Raw genomic sequence first — 18,099 nt, forward strand, 5'->3', positions numbered from 1 at the left:
TTTTGGCAACGCAGATGCCGTGCCGCAGCCGCCGGAGCGGTGCTTAAGCCGTCAGGCGGGAATTGTGCGGTGTTGCCCTAATTCTGCAATTCCGTTCGCTTTCGCCCAGTAAGCGCCTGCCCATCAAATCAGTAGTACTTAAAATACCCCACATGCTGCGGCTGGTTATCTTCTACCAGGATGGTAAAGCCGCCGGGGTTTACTTCGGTCTGCTTGCCAAAGGCGGTGCGGACAATCAGGTGCGGGCCGTTGTTCAGGATAATCTCCGCGGACTGCTCCTTACCCACGCGGCGGTAGTGCAGCACATCGGCGCTGGCTTCCACCAGCTCCATGCTGCCGCCGTCAAAGGCATCGCAGTTGCGGCGCAGGCGGGCCAGGTTGCTCAGCGGCACGCGCAGGCGGCGCTCGGTGGAGTTCCAGTCAAAATACGCACGGTTGAACGGGTCGCGGTAGCCCTGCATCCCGATCTCATCGCCATAATACACGCAGGGCACGCCGGGCAGGGTGTACAGCATGGCGTAAGCCAGCAGCACGCGGCGCAGGGCATCATCAATGCGGTCGCCGGGGATCATGCGCTTGCTCTGCCAGTAGCGGTCGCGGCCATTGGCGGGTTCGCCTGCAATGGCGGTAATACCGCGCTCGGTATCGTGGGTGGAAAGGAAGTTCATTGCGCAGTCCAGCGCCGGTTTGGGGTAGTTTTCGCAGATGGACATGATCTGCTCCCCCACCGCGCTGGCATCCTCGCCGCGGGCAAAAGCCACAGCTGCATTGCGGAACGGGTAGTTCATGGTAGCATCCAGCCCATGGCCGCGCAGGTAGGTGCGGCGGTGGTCGAACGCTTCCTTGGTGGTGGCGTCCTCCCACACTTCGGCGATGAGCAGCTTGTCCTCGCCGTGGGCTTTGACGGCGGCACGGATCTTTTCGATAAAATCATCAGGCAGTTCATCCGCCACATCCAGCCGGAAGCCGGAAGCCCCCAGCCCCAGCCATGTATCAATCACGCCACCCTTGCCGCAGACAAAGTTGCCGTAAGAGGGGTCCTCCTCCTCCACTTCGGGCAGGGTCTCAAAGCCCCACCAGCTGCGGTAGCCGCCGACATAACCGGAATCGAAGTCATACCAGCTGCGGTAGGGCGAATTGCGGTCACGGTAAGCGCCACCGGGGCCATAGCGGCCTTCGCGGTTAAAATAGAGTGAATCCGAACCGGTGTGGCTGAACACGCCATCCAGAATAATGCGGATGCCGTGTTTTTTGGCCTCGGCGCACAGGGCGGCAAAATCCTCGTTGGTGCCCAGCAGTGGATCGGCTTTCAGGTAGTTGGCCGTATTGTAGCGGTGGTTGGCGTGGGCCTCAAAAATGGGGTTCAGGTAAATGCAGGTAACGCCCAGCTCTTCCAGGTAAGGCAGCTTTTGCTGGATGCCCGCAAAATCGCCGCCGTAATAGTCCATGTTCAGGTAGCCATCGCTCTGCTCATTGGGCCAAAAATACGGCTCGCCGGTTTTATCCGGACGGTAAATGCGGTCCGCAAAGGGCAGCGGCTTGTTGGGTACGCCCTCATAAAAGCGGTCCGGGAAGATCTGGTACATCGTACCGTCTTTGATCCAGTCCGGGGTCTTGAAGTCCGGCTCGTACACCGTCAGCTGCCAATCCAGGCCATTCACCCAGGTCAGCTCACCTTCCCCGTTGGCGGTGCGATAAATCTTGCGGAAATCCGTGTACAGGTCAAAGTGGTAAAAATACAATCCCGATGTGGTGGGGGCCAGCTGGAACACAAAATGGTTTACGCCGGGGGTCTGGCCGTCAAAATTCATGCGGTAATGCACGGGGTCTTCGCGGTCTTTGGTCAGCACCAGGTGTGGGTCCACATAGCCCAGTCTTTCCGGCACAGTCAACCGCCAGGTAACGGTCTGCCCCGCCGGAACTGCACCAAACGGTGTTTTATACTCCGCACAGCGGGAGTTAAAAAAAGTATGCGTTGGTTGTTCAGGCAAACAAATCAATCCTTACATTGAACAAGTGTACAAAAACAGCCGTGACCCACTGGCGCCGGCAAATTCAAGTCGGCTGCCGGGATCGCGGCTGTTCGTTTATTTTATTGTACGGGCAGCGTGTGTACGTTCACAGCTGCACACGCGCCCGCACTGCGGTTAAAGCTCTGCTTTGGGCAGATTATTTAACCGGGGTAGCGCCCCAGATATCGCGGGCGTAATCCATGATGGAACGGTCGGCGGAGAAGATGCCGGCGTTGGAGATGTTCATCAGGCTCATACGGTTCCAGGTCTGCTTCTGCTTGTACAGTTCCTGCACGGTGTGCTGGGCACGGCGGTAATCCTTGAAGTCAGCCAGAACCATGTACGGGTCAGAGTTGCGCAGGTTGTTGGTAACCTCGCTGAAGTTCTCACCGTTCCAGCCCTTTTCCAGCATATCCAGAACTGCCATGGCAACATTATCATCAGAGATGAATGCCTGCGGATGGTAGCCCATGCCTTTCAGTGCGTTGACTTCGGGGGTCAGCATGCCAAAGATGATCTCGTTGTCCTTACCGGCGGCATCGGCGATTTCCACGTTCGCGCCGTCCAGGGTGCCCAAGGTGATTGCGCCGTTCAGCATGAACTTCATGTTGCCGGTGCCGGAAGCCTCGGTGCCGGCCAGAGAGATCTGCTCGGACACTTCGGAAGCGGGCATCAGGCGTTCAGACAGGGAGACACAGTAGTCTTCCAGGTAGACAATGCGCAGCTTATCTTTAACAGCGGGATCGTTGTCAATCAGCTTGCCCAGCTTGCAGATCATGCGGATCATCTGCTTGGCCATGTAGTAGCCGGGGGCAGCCTTGGCGCCGAAGATATAGGTCTTGGGCACAAAGTCAGCGTTCGGGTTTGCCTTCAGGTACAGGTACTCAGCGGCAATGTTCATGGCGTTCAGGTGCTGGCGCTTGTACTCGTGCATGCGCTTGACCTGGCAGTCAAAGATAGAATCCGGGTCAATGACCTGGCCGGTGGCCTTTTCCAGATAGTTGGCAAAGTTCACCTTGTTGGCGCGCTTGACGGCGGCCAGCTTATCCAGCATGGCGGAATCGTCGGCAAATTTTTCGAACTTCTTCAGTTCGGAAGCATCCTGCTTGAAGCCGGGGCCGATGGAATCTTCCAGCAGCTTGGTCAGGCCGGGGTTGGCAGCCAGCAGCCAGCGGCGGTAAGCAATACCGTTGGTAACGTTCTTGAATGCGTTCGGCTTGTACAGGAAGTAATCATGGAACACGCTGTCCTTGATGATCTCGCTGTGCAGCTTGGAAACGCCGTTGATGGAATGGCAGGTGTAGGCACAGATATTGGCCATGCGGACCTGGTTGTCGCCAATGATTGCCATGTAGTTGATCTTGCCCTGGTCGCCGGGGAAGGCTTTCTCCAGGTCAGCACGGCAGCGGCGGTCCATTTCCTGCACGATCTGCCAGATACGCGGCAGGGTGGAGCGGAAGATATCCACGTTCCACTTTTCCAGAGCCTCACTCATGACAGTGTGGTTGGTGTAAGCAAAGACCTTGCGGCAGATGTCGAAAGCTGCATCCCATTCATAGCTGCACTCATCCAGCAAAATGCGCATCATTTCGGGGATGGCAATGGTCGGATGGGTATCGTTCAGCTGGATGGCGATCTTATCCGGCAGGTTTTCCAGGGTACCGTACTGGTTCAGGTGGTTGCCCAGGATATCGGCAACGGAAGCAGCGCTGAAGAAGTACTGCTGGCGCAGGCGAAGGATCTTGCCCTCGGTGTGGTTATCGTTGGGGTACAGGATCTTGGAGATCAGCTCTGCGGAAGCAGACTGGCTGATAGCGGTGTTATAGTTGCCGGCGTTGAAGCTGCTCATATCAAAGCTGGGTGCCTTGGCCTGCCACAGGCGCAGCTTGGAAACGCCCTGCGTGCCGTAACCGGCAACGTACATATCGTTAGGAACAGCAATGACAGAGTTGTAGTTTTCGTACTTGACATGGTGGAAACCGCCCTCCCAGGTCTCGATAGCCTGGCCGTCAAAGCGGATCTCCTGTGCCTGGTCGGGGTGGGATTTGATCCACACCTGGCCGCCGGGCAGCCAGTTGTCAGCGGTTTCCTGCTGCCAGCCGTCCACGATCTTCTGCTTGAAGATGCCATACTCATACAAAATAGAGTAGCCGGTGCCGGGGATGCAGTCGGTAGCCATGCCATCCAGGTAGCAGGCAGCCAGACGGCCCAGGCCGCCGTTGCCGAGGCCTGCATCAGGCTCCTGCTCATAAATGGTGTCGATCTTGATATCGGCGTCAGCCAGAACCTGCTCGGCAACTTCGTTTAGGCCCAGGTTGAACAGGCTGGTGCGCAGGCTGCGGCCCATCAGGAACTCCATGCAGAGGTAATAGACCTGTTTTTTGCCTTCGCCCAAGGTCTTGGCCTGGAACTGCTTCTGGCGGTCAGACATGATCTGACGAACGATCATTGCCATGCAGCGGTAGATCTGCTCGGCGGAAGCAACGTCCAACGTGACGCCGCATTCGCTGACGACCTTGTCTTTGAGAATTTTTTCAAATTCTTTTTTAGTAAGTTTCATCAAAAGTATTCCTCTCCTTACGGCTTATCTATACCAGAACCCTCTGGGATTATACTGATTTTTCAAAATCAATAAAAATACTTACCTTAAGCATTATAGTCAAAATTGGCGATATGTGCAAGGCTTTTTTCCCACACGCGTCAATTTTTTCAATTTTACACAAAAGGGGCTTTTTCTTACGGGCATTTTATACTATAATATAAGGGTATAATTTTAAGCATTTTCCCTGCGCTGCGGGGGCTGGTGGGCGGTTTTGCCGCGCAGAAGTCCCTTTCCGTCCCGCTTTTGGCGGCAAAAGTGCAGGGTGTTCCTGATAAAAACACCATCAACTGAAACAAAGGAGACCCCAACTATGGCTAACAAAGTACGTCTGACCATCTGCGGTTCGAGCTATGTGATCTCAACCAACGAAAGTGAAGATTACATGCAGAATCTGGCCGAGCGCCTGAATCTTGATATGAATGAGCTGATGAGCTCTTCCAATTCGGTTTCCATCACCACCGCTGCCATCATGACCGCGCTGAACTACCGCGATGAGCTGGAAAAGGCCAGCGGCAGCGCGGATAATATGCGCCGCCAGATCAAAGACTATCTGGAGGATGCCGCCTCCGCCAAGATGGCTGCCGAGGAGCTGCGCCGCGAAAACGCCGCCCTGCGCAAAAAGGTGGACGACCTGCACCGCCGTTCCCTGACGAGCGAAGCCTGATGGAACAGACTGTTTTACAGCGCCCGGAGATCCTGGCCCCCGCCGGCAATGCTGATATGCTGCGGGCTGCGGTGTTTGCCGGGGCTGACGCCGTATATCTTGGGCTGGATGGCTACAATGCGCGGCGCAGCGCTGGGAACTTTGACCCTGATGCCCTGCGCGAAGCCGTCTGTTTTTGTCATGCCCGCGGGGTTGCGGTGCATGTGACCCTGAACACGCTGGTTTACGCCGCCGAGCTGGGCGGCCTGGCCGATGCCGTGCGCGCTGTTGCCGCCGCCGGGGCGGATGCCGTGATTGTGGATGACCTTGCCACCGCGCAGCTGGTGCGCAGCATTGCGCCTGGCCTGCGCCTGCACGGCTCTACCCAGATGAGCATCCACACCGCAGAGGGCGCCAAGATGCTGGCAAAGCTGGGGTATTCCCGCGCCATTCTGGCCCGTGAGCTGAGCCTGGCGGAGATCGAAGCCGTGGTAAAGGCAAGCCCGATCGAATGCGAAGTGTTTGTACACGGCGCGATGTGCATGTCCATGAGCGGCCAGTGCATGATGAGCGCGTTCCTGGGCGGGCGCAGCGGCAATCGCGGTGCCTGCGCGGGTCCCTGCCGCCTGCCGTTTGATGCTACCAATGGCCTGCGCCCCGGCCAGCCGGGCAAAGCCTGCCACCTGAGCCTGAAAGACATGGACCTTGTGCCCCACATGGCCCAGCTGAAAGCCGCCGGGGTTGCCAGCATTAAAATTGAAGGCCGCCTGCGCACGCCGGAATATGCCGCCGCTGCGGTAACGGCCTGCCGCGCAGCCCGCGCCGGGCAGCCCTATGATGAAGCGCTGCTGCGGGATATTTTCTCCCGCTCCGGCTTCAGTGATGCCTATCTGGTAGGCCGCAATGACGGCACCATGTTTGGCGTGCGCACCGAAGCCGATGCAGCCGCTACGCGCGCCGCCACGCCGAAAGCCCGCGAGCTGTTCCGCCGCGAATTGGAGCGCATTCCGGTGCATTTCTGCGTCAGCGGCGGTGTGGAGGACGGCGGCATCAAGCTGACAGCTTTCGACGACAACGGCAGCCGTGTCAATGTGTACAGCGCCGATGAACCGCAGCCCGCACAGAAAGACCCCGCCCCCGGCATTGAGCGTGCCCTGGGCAAAACCGGCGGTACGCCGTTCACCTGCGCTGGGGTTGAGTTTGCCTGCGGCGAGGGCGGCCCCGGATTTTTGCCCGGCTCCGCCTGGAATGAGATGCGCCGCGAAGCGCTGGACAAGCTGCTGCAAAAGCGCAGTGAACCTGCGCCCCTGGCCACAAAGGAAATCACCCTGCCGGAATACGCCGAGCACGAAGTAGGCATGATACCCCAGCTGGCCGCCCGTTTTGAAACCGCTGCCCAGCTGCCCGGTGCCGAATACCTGGCCAAGCTGCGCTATCTGATCCTGCCCATCCGGGAAGCGGACGCTGTGCCGCAGCCCTTGCGCTGCAAAACGCTGCTGGAGCTGCCCCGCGCTGCTTTCGGCACTGTGGAACCGGACACCATGCGCCGCCTGGCTGCGCTGGAAGGTTCCGGCTTTGCGGGTGTGGTTGCAAACAATCTGGCGCAGTTTGGGTATGCCTCTCCCCTGCCGGTGTTCGGCGGGCTGGGGCTGAATGTAACCAACCCAATGTCTGCGGCAGAGTATGTGTGCCTGGGTGCCTGTGGCCTGCTGGTGCAGCCTGAAACGGCCCTGACCGCCATGCGTGCTGTGGCACCCCGGCAGAAAGACGGCACCCCGGTACCCACCGCTGCCCTGTGCTATGGCCACCTGCCCCTGATGCTGACCCGCGCCTGCCCGCTGCGCAATGTGCGCACCAGCTGCGCGGGCTGCACCCACAAGGGCAAACTGCGGGACCGCAAAGGGCGGGATTTCCCGGTGCGGTGCTCCGCCCCCGGCAGCGCTGGAATGCGCACCGTGTTTAACCCTGTACCACTTTATATGGGGGACCGCCTGACCGAAATGCCGGTGGACCTTGCCGTGGCCGCGTTCACCCTGGAACCTGCCGACCGCGTGGAAGAGGTTCTGACCCACCTTTTCCATCAGCAGCCCTTTGACGGCGAGTTTACAAGAGGGCTATATTATACGAATAACTAAATCATAATATCGGAGGAAGGGTAAGTTAGGGCAATACCGCATAATTCTAAGTGCCGATACGGCGAGCGAGGTGCGGCAGCTGCTAGGCCAAAAGCGCAGATAATACTGGATGTCTTATCGAGCATTTTGGCAACGCAGATGCCGTGCCGCAGCCGTCGGAGCGGTACTTAAGCCGTAAGGCGGGAATTGTGCGGTGTTGCCTTAGGAGTGAGGAAGTAGGAGTTAGGAGTTAAAGCAGGGCCTAAGGTTTTGCTCTGTAGGGAACGGTCTTGACCGTTCCGAAACATTGCCATATATGCCATAATGGAATTTGCAATCATGCGCCCCTACGGGGGGCATCGTAATTTCTAATTGCTCATTGCTAATTCCTAATTCCTAATTGAGATAACTCCTAACTCCTCACTCCTAACTCACCCCAACGTACTATGGAACAAAAAATCGTCAAATATTCCGTTCTTTCCCCGCTGGCTAAGGTGCCGGCATATGCAACGGCGGGGGCGGCTGCGGCTGATTTGTGCGCCGCGCTGGAAGAGCCGTTGACCATTGCCCCCATGCAGCGGGTGCTGGTGCCCACCGGCCTTGCCATTGAGCTGCCGGATGCCGGGTGCGTGGCATTGGTGTATGCCCGCAGCGGGCTTTCCATCAAGCACGGGCTGTGCATGGCCAACGGCGTTGGCGTTGTGGACAGCGATTACCGCGGCGAGCTGAAAGTGCCCATGATCAACCTTGGCACCGAGCCTTACACCATCGCCCCCGGTGAGCGCGTGGCCCAACTGTGCATTGCCCCCGTGTGGCAAGCCGCCTTTGTGCCCGCCGCCACCCTGAACGAAACCGAGCGCGGTGAAGGCGGGTTTGGATCGACAGGAAAATAGTTGAGAGTTAAGATGCCCTCGTAGGGGCGCACAGTGTGCGCCCGCGGCTTTGCGGTAAATCTCGTTACGGCATCTATTGCCAACCTTGCCATATCCAAATTGCTAATGGTTCATTGCCAATCCCCAATTAAATTAACTCCTAACTCCTACTTCCTACCTCCTAACTTCCTCTTTTCCCTTTGTTTCGCCGCGGTGGTGCGGTAGAATCTGTTACGAAAGGAACATCCCATTATGTCCTTGATTTTAGCCTCCGGCAGCCCGCGGCGGCGGGAGCTGATGGCGCTGATCACGCCCAATTACACCGTTGCCCCCAGTGATGTGGACGAGAGCCGCATTACCGCCGCAACGCCTGCCCAGCTGGCCCAGGCCCTGGCAGAAGCCAAAGCCCTGGCCGTGGCGCAGCAGCACCCTGATGATACCGTGATCGGCTGTGATACCGTGGTGGACTGTGACGGCGCTGTGTTCGGCAAACCTTCCGGCGAGGAAGACGCTGTGCGGATGCTGCACGCGCTCTCTGGCCGGGAGCACAAAGTACATACCGGGCTGTGCGTGGTGCACGGCGGCAAGGCATACCTTGCCACCGAAACCACCCGCGTACAGTTTGCGCCCATTGAGGAAAGCGACCTGCTTGCCTATGCGCGCACCCCGGAACCGTATGACAAAGCCGGGGCTTACGCCATCCAGGGCCATGCTGCGCTGTGGTGCAGCGGCATTGTGGGATGTTATTACAATATTATGGGTCTGCCCGTACACCGTCTGGCACAGGTACTGCGCCAGGCCGGAGCGCTGTAACGGCAGTGCCGCAGCGGCCTGGCTGCTGCGGCGTGTCGTGCGCATTCTTTGTGCGGCCCACCCGCACAAACACATGATGGGGAGATAAAAATGGCAAATCCGATTTTGCAGCTGCTTGAAGCTCTGCGCAATATGTTTACCTGTGATATTGGCATTGACCTTGGCACCGCCAACACGCTGGTGTATATGAAAGGCCGCGGCATTATCATCCGCGAGCCCAGCGTTGTGGCAGTGGATGCCCGCACCGACGAACTGCGTGTGCGCTGCGTAGGCCACGAGGCCAAAGCCATCATCGGCGCAGCGCCCAACTCAATTTTGGCGGTACGCCCGCTGAAAGACGGCGTGATTGCCGACTTTGACATCACCGCCGCCATGCTGCAAAGTTTTATCCGCCAGGCATGCGGCAGCCGCCTGTTCGTGCGGCCGCGCGTGGTCATCTGCGTGCCGTCCGGCGTGACCGAAGTGGAACGCCGCGCCGTGCGCCAGGCCGCCGCCAAAGCCGGTGCCCGCCAGGTAACGGTGATCGAAGAGCCGATGGCCGCCGCCATTGGTGCCGGGCTGCCGACCGCTGAACCGGTGGGCAGTATGATTGTGGATATCGGCGGCGGCACGGCGGAAGTGGCGGTTATCAGCCTTTCCGGCATTGTGGCATCCCGCAGCGTGCGCTGTGCGGGCGATGCGCTGGACCAGAGCATTACCAGCTTTATCAAGCGCAAATACAACCTGCTGGTGGGCGAACGCACTGCTGAGCAGATTAAACTGGAAATCGGCTCCGCCTGCCCGCCAGACCCCACCGACACCGAGCATGGCGAAACCACAATGGAGATCAAGGGCCGTAACCTGGTGGATGGCCTGCCGAAAGATATCCTGATCCGCTCTGAAGAAGTGCGCGAGGCAATGAACGAAAACCTGATGCGCATTGTGGAAGCCATCAAGGACACGCTGGAATGCACTCCGCCGGAGCTTTCCAGCGATATCATTGACCGCGGCATCATGCTTTCGGGCGGCGGTGCCCTGCTGCGCGGGCTGGATACTCTGATCCAGAACGAAACCGGCATTGAGGTACACATTGCCGAAGCCCCGCTGGACTGTGTTGCCCTCGGTGCCGGCGCCGTCCTCGACCACCCCGATCTGGCAGGAACCAGACGGGAGGAACTGAGCTACCTGTAAAGGTAGGAGTTAAGAGTTAAGTGGCGGTTTGAAAGTTTGCCGCAACCCCATAAAATAATTGTAGGGAACGGTCTTGACCGTTCCCTACATTTTTGTTTTAATATTCAGACAGAATTTTTGGGTACCTGCAGCCCCAAAAACTCCTACTTTCTAACTCCTAACTTTCCCTCGTCGCTCCCACCGTGCTACCAGGTCCTTGGTCTGAGCTTGCAGGGCTTCGCGGGCGGCGTTCAGGGCCTGGGTGTCCTGGGGGGTCATTTTTTCGGGCTTTTTGTGGCGGGTCAGGCGTTCCAGGTTCTTTTCTGCTTCTTTAATGCGGTTTTTGGTGTCCTTATCCAGCTCCTTGCCCTCTTTACTGCCAAGGGCGGAATTGACGCGGTAGATGGCGGCTTCCGCGGCATTCAGGGCCTCGATAGCGGCTTTGCGCTCCTGGTCCTGCCCGGCAAAGGCAGCGGCATCGTCCATGGCGCGGCGGATCTCCTGCTCGCTCAGGTTGGAAGACCCGGTGATGGTAATGCTCTGCTGTTTGCCGGTGCCAAGGTCACGAGCGCTCACCGTCACAATGCCGTTGGCGTCAATATCAAAGGTCACTTCGATCTGCGGCACACCGGCCCAGGCGCGTTTGATGCCCTTGAGGGTAAAGTTGCCGATGAGCTTATTATCCTTGGCGAACTCCCGCTCACCCTGCAGCACCTTGATTTCAACTGTGCTCTGGAACGGCGCGGCGGTGGTAAAGATTTTGGAATACCGGGTGGGAATGGTGGAGTTGCGGTCGATCAGATGGGTTGCTACACCGCCCACCGTCTCAATCGAAAGGGTCAGCGGGGTAACGTCCATCAGCAGCAGGTCCTGCCCGCCAGCAGCCAGGCCTTCGCCGCCAAGGCGTCCGCCCTGCACCGCAGCGCCAAGGGCCACACACTCGTCCGGGTTCAGCGTTTTGGACGGTTCCAGATCGATCATCCGCATGACCTTGGCCTGCACCGCCGGGATGCGGGTGGAACCACCTACCAGCAGCACCTGATCCAGGTCGTTGGCGGCCAGGTGGGCATCCCGCAGGGCGTTGCGCACCGGCAGGGCCGTGCGCTCCACCAGGTCGGCGGTCAGCTCATCAAACTTGGCGCGGGTCAGTTCCGCCTGCAAATGCAGCGGGCCGTTGGGGCCAACGGTAATGAACGGCAGGTTGATTTCAGTATGGGTGGCAGCGGAAAGCTCTTTTTTGGCTTTCTCGGCTTCCTCCCGCACGCGCTGCATGGCAACGGGATCACGGGTCAGGTCCACCTGGTTTTCAGCGGCAAAGTTCCGCACCAGCCAGTCAGCCACACGAGCATCAAAGTCATCGCCGCCCAGATGGTTATCACCGCAGGTGGCCAACACCTGCACAATGCCATCCCCGATCTGGATCAGCGAAACATCGAACGTGCCGCCGCCCAGGTCGTACACCATCACTTTCTGGGTCTTGCCGTTATCCAGGCCATAGGCCAGGGCGGCCGCAGTAGGTTCGTTGATAATGCGCTTTACATTCAGGCCCGCAATGCGCCCGGCATCTTTGGTAGCCTGGCGCTGGGCATCGTTAAAATAAGCCGGCACGGTGATAACGGCTTCTGTCACCGGTTCACCAAGATAAGCTTCTGCATCCGCTTTCAGCTTTTGCAGGATCATGGCGCTGATCTCCTGCGGGGAGAAGCACTTGCCGTCAATGGGAATGCGCTCATCACTGCCCATTTTGCGCTTAACGCTGGCAATGGTGCGCGGTGCGTTGGTGACAGCCTGGCGTTTGGCCGGATCGCCCACAAGGCGTTCGCCGCTTTTTGCAAAAGCAACGACCGACGGGGTGGTGCGCTGGCCTTCGGCATTGGGGATAACGGTTGGGCGTCCGCCTTCCACCACAGCCACGCAGCTGTTGGTTGTTCCTAAATCAATTCCGATGATTTTACCCATGTTGCTTTTGGTCCTTTCACACAAGCCGGCAACAGATACAGGGGTTCGCCAGCTTTTGTCACACAGGGAGCACCGCTAAGGCGCAAAACTCCGCCTTAGAGTGTAGCTGAAAGCAAAGAAAATGACAATTATTCCGCAAACACAAGCGGGATTTAAGGCAAAAGCCAGCTGTGGTTGTAGAAACAGGCTGAATTTTCGACTTTTCAGGTACACCTTATGGTTTGTTAACATTATTGTAGCGCGCAAAGTGCCGGAATGTGTTGCAAAATCGTAAACTCTTATCAGACAATCATCCAAATGTTGGGGTGTATCGTTGACGGACGGGGGCAACGGTGCTATATTCTTTAGTATACTAAAGAGAAGGAGATTCCCGGACATGCAGGCATTTTCCAGCCATGACATTTTCCAAACGCTGTACCAGCAGATCATGTTGCTGGAATTAAAGCCCGGCTCCACCCTGCGGGAAAATGCATTGTGCGAGCAGTTCGGGGTTTCCCGCACGCCGGTGCGCAGCGTTTTGCAGGAGCTGCGCATTGCCGGGCTGATTGAAGTCACCCCCTACAAATCCACGCGGGTCACCCAGCTGGATTTTGACACCATCAGCCAGCAGATCTACCTGCGCAACGCGGTGGAATCCGCCGTGATGACAGACTTTGCCGCTGCCTGCACCCCCGAACAGCTGGCCCAGCTGAAAACCCGCAACGATGCTTTGCGCCGCCTGGCGGCCCAACCCCACCCGGACCCGCGGATGTTTTATGAGCTGGACAGCCGCCTGCACGAAAGCTGGTTTCTTGCCACCGGCAAAGACCAGCTGTGGCAGCTGATCCAGACTTCGCAGAACAGCTATTCGCGGTTCCGCATGCTGGATCTTGTGGCCGTTGGCAATTTTGGCGATATTGTGGCGGAACATGATGTTCTGCTGGATGCCATTGCCCGCAATGATACCGCCGCCATCCGGGCGCAGTGTTCCCGCCATTTGTACGGCGGCGTAATGCGGCTGGGGGAAGAACTTTCGACCAAATATGCGGATTATTTTGTTTCCGGCACCCACTGGCCGGACCATGCAAAGGAGATGCAACCGTGAGCCGCACTGCTACCGTGACCCGCAAAACGCGGGAAACCAACATTACCGTCACACTGGACCTGGACGGCAGCGGAAAAGCCGACCTGCACACCGGCATCGGCTTTTTTGACCACATGCTGGACGGCTTTGCCCGCCACGGCCTGTTTGATTTGACATTACACTGTGATGGCGACCTGAACGTGGACTGTCACCACACAATTGAAGACTGCGGCATCGCGCTTGGCACGGCCATCCGTGAGGCCCTTGGCGACAAAGCCGGCATTGTGCGTTACGGCAGCTGCATGCTGCCCATGGACGAAACGCTGGCCCTGTGCGCTGTGGACCTTGGCGGACGGCCGTATTTTGTTTATGATGCCAGCTTTGCCGGGCAGAGCTGCGGCGGCATGGATGTGCAGATGGCACGGGAATTCTTTTACGCTGTCAGCTACAGCGCCATGATGAACCTGCACCTGAAGGTGCTGTACGGCGAAAACGACCACCACAAGCTGGAAGCCATGTACAAAGCATTCGCCAAAGCCCTTTCCGCCGCCGCCCGCCATGACGACCGCATTGTGGGCGTGCTTTCCACGAAAGGAAGCATCTAACTACCTCCTAACTTAATTTCGTTTTTCCGGGGCGGGACCCCGTTTTCAGTATATAAGGGTAACACTGAAAGGAGTAAGTATTATGTACAAGGACATGATGGACACCATTGGTTTTGTTTCGGGGTATGACCCGGAGCTGGGTGCGGCCATGCAGCGTGAGCTGGGCCGCCAGCAGGCAAACATTGAGCTGATTGCCAGCGAAAACATTGTTTCCCCTGCCGTTATGGCTGCCATGGGCAGCGTGCTGACCAACAAATATGCCGAGGGCTACCCCGGCCACCGCTATTACGGCGGCTGCCAGTTTGTGGACCAGGTTGAGCAGATTGCGATTGACCGTGCCTGCAAGCTGTTTGGTGCCAAATATGCCAACGTACAGCCCCATTCCGGCGCACAGGCCAACCTGGCCGTTTACTTTGCCTTGCTCAACCTGGGCGATACCGTCATGGGCATGGATCTTTCCCAGGGCGGCCATCTGACCCATGGTTCCCCCGCCAACATGAGCGGCAAGAACTACAACTTTGTTTCCTACGGCGTTTCTGCCGAGGACGGCCGCATTGATTACGATGCCCTGGCCAAGCAGGTTGCCAAGGTTCGCCCCAAGCTGCTGGTTGCCGGTGCTTCCGCTTACCCGCGCGCTATCGATTTTGAAAAGCTGGCCGAGATCGCCCACGGTTACGGCGCAATGCTGATGGTGGACATGGCTCACATTGCCGGCCTGGTTGCCGGCGGCATGCACCAGAACCCGGTGCCCTATGCTGATGTTGTGACCACCACCACCCACAAGACCCTGCGCGGTCCCCGCGGCGGCCTGATCCTGACCAACAACGCTTACCTGATCAAGCGCATCAACTCCGCCATCTTCCCCGGCACCCAGGGCGGCCCGCTGGAGCACGTGATTGCTGCAAAGGCTGTCTGCTTTGGCGAGGCACTGAAGCCGGAGTTCAAGGATTATGCCCACAAGATTGTGGAGAACGCCGCTGCTATGGCCGACGAGCTGACCGCCCGCGGCGTGAAGCTGGTTTCCGGCGGCACCGACAACCACCTGCTGCTGGTTGACCTGACCGATTCCGAGATGACCGGCAAGGAGCTGGAGCACAACCTGGACGAAGTACACATTACTGCCAACAAGAACACCGTTCCCGGTGAAAAGCGCAGCCCGTTTGTGACCAGCGGTGTCCGCCTTGGCACCCCTGCTGTGACCACCCGCGGCATGGGCCCCGCCGAGATGAAAGAGATTGCCGACTGCATCGCAGACTGCATCTTTGACTTTGAAGGCAAGAAAGACGACATCGCTGCCCGCGTTGCCAGCCTGACCGCTCGCTTCCCCCTGTACGAATAATTCCCGCTTTTCCCGCCTTTTTGAAAAAGAGCGGGGCGAAAAGCTTTAATGGGCATCGCACAAATTGATAAAGACACCCCGCAGCGAATCTCTTGCTGCGGGGTGTTTTTTATGGCAGTCTGGCAGGGCTGGGAGCCGAAACCAGCGCGGCATTTCTCATTTTTTTCGCGGGCCTTCTCATTCCTTGCGGACTTTTGCGCAGGCCTTAAAAAATGTTTCCATTTTATAGAATATTGTGATATAATGCAAAGGACAAATAAAATGCCACATAAAAGGAGGCAAAATCATGAAGTTTTTTATTGATACTGCGAATGTAGATGAGATCCGTAAAGCCAATGACATGGGCATTATTGCCGGTGTTACCACCAACCCCAGTCTGATCGCCAAGGAAGGCCGCGATTATGCCGAGACCCTGGCAGAGATCGCCACCATCGTGGACGGCCCCATTTCCGGCGAAGTAAAGGCCACCACCGTGGACGCTGAAACCATGGTTGCTGAGGGCGAAGCCATCTATGCCCTGGACCCCAAGCACATGGTCGTCAAGATCCCCATGACCGCTGAGGGCCTGAAGGCCATCAAGGCACTGTCCGCCAAGGGCATTCCCACCAACTGCACGCTGGTGTTCTCCGCCAACCAGGCGCTGTTGGCTGCCCGCGCAGGCGCTACTTACGTCAGCCCGTTCCTGGGCCGTCTGGACGACATTGGCCAGCCCGGCATTGAACTGATCGAAACCATTCATGACATGTTCCTGAACTACCCCGACATTGACACCCAGATCATTGCCGCTTCCGTCCGCAACCCCATCCATGTAACGGACTGCGCTCTGGCTGGTGCTGATATCGCCACCGTTCCTTACAAGGTCATTGAACAGATGCTGCATCACCCGCTGACCGATGCCGGCATTGAAAAGTTCAAGGCTGACTACATCAAGGTATTTGGCGAATAATTTCTGTCGCTCTGCCCGGTACCGGCTGTCTGCCGGGCCGGGCTTTGTTTTTGCTTAGTTTCTTGCAGATTGCTTTTTTATCCACTATACTTAGTGATGTAATTAAAAGAGAATAAAGAATAATGAATAATGGTTGTGTGACACCCACGGCGTCACATTTTAGTTAGGTCAACTGCTCCGGCAAAAAGCACTCCGACCAAAGCAGTCAACCTATTTTATTCGCGCCGCCGCGGGCGGCGCACTGACATTATTCTTTATTCATTATTATTTATTATTTTATGAAAAAATAACTAGGATGTAATGGGGGTTCCAACCATGGACCAGCAATGGCTCAACACTTACCGCGAAGAAATCGGCGGCTTTTCCAACACGATCCACTCCTTTGCCCAGGGCGAAATTGCCCGCAAGGACTACAAAGGCATTTCCGGCGGGTTTGGCAGTTATGCCCAGCGCGATGCCGCCAAGCATATGCTGCGGCTGCGCCTGCCGGGCGGCCGGGTCACGCCGGAGCGCCTGCACTTTATGGCACAGGCTGTTCAGCAGTACCATGTGCCATTCCTGAAGCTGACCACCTGCGAAGCGATCCAGATGCACGATTTGACCCCGGACGAGGTGCCTGCCATCATGGAGACCGCCATCCCCTGCGGCATTATCACCCGCGGCGGCGGCGGTGATAACCCCCGCAACATTCAGGCCAGCCCCCTGACCGGCGTGCAGCCCGGCGAAGCTTTTGACGTTATGCCCTGGGCCGAGGCCGCAACGGAGTATCTGCTTTCCATCTGCCGTGACATCCACATGCCGCGCAAGCTGAAGGTTGCGTTCTGCAACGGCGTGGATGACTGTGTGCACACCGCGTTCCGCGATATGGGCTTTGTAGCGCAGCCGGACGGCACCTTTAAGCTGTACATTGCCGGCGGCCTGGGCGGCGGCTGGCGCATGGGCGTGTTGGCGGCGGAATCCCTGCCCGCAGAGGATGTGCTGTACTATATCCGCGGCATGATCACCACCTTCTGTCAGCACGGCAATTACCAGAACCGTGCCAAGGCCCGCACCCGCTTTATGCAGGAGACCCTTGGCCCGGACGAGCTGCGCCGCGTCTTTTTGGAGAACGTTGCCGCTGCCAAGGCGGACGAAAGCCTGAAACTGCACCTGACCCCCGCCGCCATTACCAAAACCGGCACCGGCACGCTGGATGACCCGCGCGCCATTGCCCAAAAACAGCCGGGGCTGTACGCTGTGGCGTACCACCCCATCGGCGGCCGCCTGATCCCGGAAAAACTGGTGCAGCTGGACAACCTGCTCAGCACCATCCCCGGCTGCGAATGCCGTGTTGCCCCCAATGAAACGCTGTACATCATCAACCTGACGGCAGACGAAGCTGCCGCTGTGCTGGATGCCACCGCAGATGGTGCCAAAACGCTGTTTGAGACCAGCGTTGCCTGCATCGGCGCTTCCATCTGCCAGCAGGGCGTGCGGGACAGCCAGTCCGTTTTGCAGCGCGCTGTGCAGGCCGTGCGGGAGGCTAACATTCCGGACGGTGCCCTGCCCAAAGTCTGCATTTCCGGCTGCACGTCCAGCTGCTCCGGCCACCAGGCCGCAGCCATCGGCTTCCAGGGCACGGTTAAAGCGGTGCCGGGCGGCAAGCCTGCCCCGGCGTTTGCCATCTTCCTGGGCGGGTCCGATGCTTTGGGCCATGCCCACTTTGGCGATACCATCGGCACCGTATATGAAGAGCAGCTCCCCGCCCTGCTGGTGGAGCTGGGCCAGGCTGCTGCAGCCGCAGGCCAGAACTGGCAGACCTGGAGCGCAGCTGACCCTGATGCGGTGAACTCCATTATTGCCAAGTACGTATAACCGCTGCTCCCGAAGCCTTTTGTTCTCCACAAGTTCCTTAAGGCAATACCGCACAATTCCCGCCTGACGGCTTAAGCACCGCTCCGGCGGCTGCGGCACGGCATCTGCGTTGCCAAAATGCTCGATAA

13 protein-coding genes are annotated in these 18,099 nt (G+C 58.1%); 10 read left to right on the top strand and 3 right to left on the bottom strand.

Annotation, left to right across the window (positions count from 1 at the left end):
* Positions 1-128 precede the first annotated feature (128 nt).
* Complete coding sequence (locus tag C4885_RS11765; RefSeq protein ID WP_114000515.1) at positions 129-1,991, bottom strand: glycoside hydrolase family 13 protein; 1,863 nt, start codon at positions 1,989-1,991, stop codon at positions 129-131.
* Between the two features lie 178 nt (positions 1,992-2,169).
* The gene (locus C4885_RS11770) at positions 2,170-4,572 is read right to left on the bottom strand and encodes a glycogen/starch/alpha-glucan phosphorylase (RefSeq protein ID WP_114000516.1); all 2,403 of its coding nucleotides are present in this window, start codon (positions 4,570-4,572) and stop codon (positions 2,170-2,172) included.
* 352 nt (positions 4,573-4,924) lie between these two features.
* On the opposite strand from C4885_RS11770, the gene C4885_RS11775 reads away from it, so the two are divergent.
* The 5 genes from C4885_RS11775 (at position 4,925) to C4885_RS11795 (ending at position 10,226) form a co-directional block, all read left to right on the top strand.
* Positions 4,925-5,278 (top strand): cell division protein ZapA, encoded by a 354-nt coding sequence (locus C4885_RS11775; protein ID WP_114000517.1) that lies wholly within the window; start codon positions 4,925-4,927, stop codon positions 5,276-5,278.
* Positions 5,278-7,392: a U32 family peptidase gene (locus C4885_RS11780; RefSeq protein ID WP_114000518.1), complete on the top strand. Its 2,115-nt coding sequence runs from the start codon at positions 5,278-5,280 to the stop codon at positions 7,390-7,392. Before C4885_RS11775 ends, C4885_RS11780 begins: the two co-directional genes overlap by 1 nt.
* 425 nt (positions 7,393-7,817) lie before the next feature.
* Complete coding sequence (dut, locus tag C4885_RS11785; RefSeq protein ID WP_114000519.1) at positions 7,818-8,264, top strand: dUTP diphosphatase; 447 nt, start codon at positions 7,818-7,820, stop codon at positions 8,262-8,264.
* A 231-nt stretch (positions 8,265-8,495) separates the two neighbouring features.
* The gene (locus C4885_RS11790; protein ID WP_199488107.1) at positions 8,496-9,056 is read left to right on the top strand and encodes a nucleoside triphosphate pyrophosphatase; all 561 of its coding nucleotides are present in this window, start codon (positions 8,496-8,498) and stop codon (positions 9,054-9,056) included.
* 132 nt (positions 9,057-9,188) lie between these two features.
* Positions 9,189-10,226 (top strand): rod shape-determining protein, encoded by a 1,038-nt coding sequence (locus C4885_RS11795; RefSeq protein WP_114000527.1) that lies wholly within the window; start codon positions 9,189-9,191, stop codon positions 10,224-10,226.
* 150 nt (positions 10,227-10,376) lie between these two features.
* Here the strand turns inward: C4885_RS11795 and dnaK are convergent, their stop codons facing one another.
* A complete protein-coding gene (gene dnaK, locus C4885_RS11800; RefSeq protein WP_114000521.1) occupies positions 10,377-12,164 on the bottom strand; it encodes a molecular chaperone DnaK in 1,788 nt (595 codons plus the stop codon).
* 376 nt (positions 12,165-12,540) lie between these two features.
* Between dnaK and C4885_RS11805 the strand changes: the two genes are divergently transcribed.
* The 5 genes from C4885_RS11805 (at position 12,541) to C4885_RS11825 (ending at position 17,971) form a co-directional block, all read left to right on the top strand.
* Complete coding sequence (locus tag C4885_RS11805; RefSeq protein ID WP_114000522.1) at positions 12,541-13,248, top strand: GntR family transcriptional regulator; 708 nt, start codon at positions 12,541-12,543, stop codon at positions 13,246-13,248.
* Positions 13,245-13,832: an imidazoleglycerol-phosphate dehydratase HisB gene (gene hisB, locus C4885_RS11810; protein ID WP_114000523.1), complete on the top strand. Its 588-nt coding sequence runs from the start codon at positions 13,245-13,247 to the stop codon at positions 13,830-13,832. Before C4885_RS11805 ends, hisB begins: the two co-directional genes overlap by 4 nt.
* Positions 13,833-13,914: 82 nt before the next feature.
* A complete protein-coding gene (gene glyA / locus C4885_RS11815; protein ID WP_114000524.1) occupies positions 13,915-15,171 on the top strand; it encodes a serine hydroxymethyltransferase in 1,257 nt (418 codons plus the stop codon).
* Between the two features lie 286 nt (positions 15,172-15,457).
* Positions 15,458-16,117 carry a fructose-6-phosphate aldolase gene (gene fsa, locus C4885_RS11820; protein ID WP_114000525.1) on the top strand — a complete coding sequence of 220 codons (660 nt, stop codon included), beginning with the start codon at positions 15,458-15,460 and terminating at the stop codon, positions 16,115-16,117.
* 315 nt (positions 16,118-16,432) lie between these two features.
* On the top strand, positions 16,433-17,971 hold the full coding sequence (locus C4885_RS11825) for a nitrite/sulfite reductase (RefSeq protein WP_114000526.1): 1,539 nt from the start codon (positions 16,433-16,435) through the stop codon (positions 17,969-17,971).
* Positions 17,972-18,099: the final 128 nt, after the last annotated feature.

This window comes from Subdoligranulum sp. APC924/74, assembly GCF_003324125.1.
Lineage (GTDB): Bacteria > Bacillota > Clostridia > Oscillospirales > Ruminococcaceae > Gemmiger > Gemmiger qucibialis.

Coding starts and splice junctions, on each gene's coding strand:
- C4885_RS11770 (WP_114000516.1), bottom strand. CDS start 4,572: ATGAAACTTACTAAAAAAGAATTTGAAAAAATTCTCAAAGACAAGGTC.
- fsa (WP_114000525.1), top strand. CDS start 15,458: ATGAAGTTTTTTATTGATACTGCGAATGTAGATGAGATCCGTAAAGCC.
- C4885_RS11795 (WP_114000527.1), top strand. CDS start 9,189: ATGTTTACCTGTGATATTGGCATTGACCTTGGCACCGCCAACACGCTG.
- C4885_RS11780 (WP_114000518.1), top strand. CDS start 5,278: ATGGAACAGACTGTTTTACAGCGCCCGGAGATCCTGGCCCCCGCCGGC.
- C4885_RS11825 (WP_114000526.1), top strand. CDS start 16,433: ATGGACCAGCAATGGCTCAACACTTACCGCGAAGAAATCGGCGGCTTT.
- C4885_RS11790 (WP_199488107.1), top strand. CDS start 8,496: ATGTCCTTGATTTTAGCCTCCGGCAGCCCGCGGCGGCGGGAGCTGATG.
- dut (WP_114000519.1), top strand. CDS start 7,818: ATGGAACAAAAAATCGTCAAATATTCCGTTCTTTCCCCGCTGGCTAAG.
- glyA (WP_114000524.1), top strand. CDS start 13,915: ATGTACAAGGACATGATGGACACCATTGGTTTTGTTTCGGGGTATGAC.
- C4885_RS11775 (WP_114000517.1), top strand. CDS start 4,925: ATGGCTAACAAAGTACGTCTGACCATCTGCGGTTCGAGCTATGTGATC.
- dnaK (WP_114000521.1), bottom strand. CDS start 12,164: ATGGGTAAAATCATCGGAATTGATTTAGGAACAACCAACAGCTGCGTG.
- C4885_RS11805 (WP_114000522.1), top strand. CDS start 12,541: ATGCAGGCATTTTCCAGCCATGACATTTTCCAAACGCTGTACCAGCAG.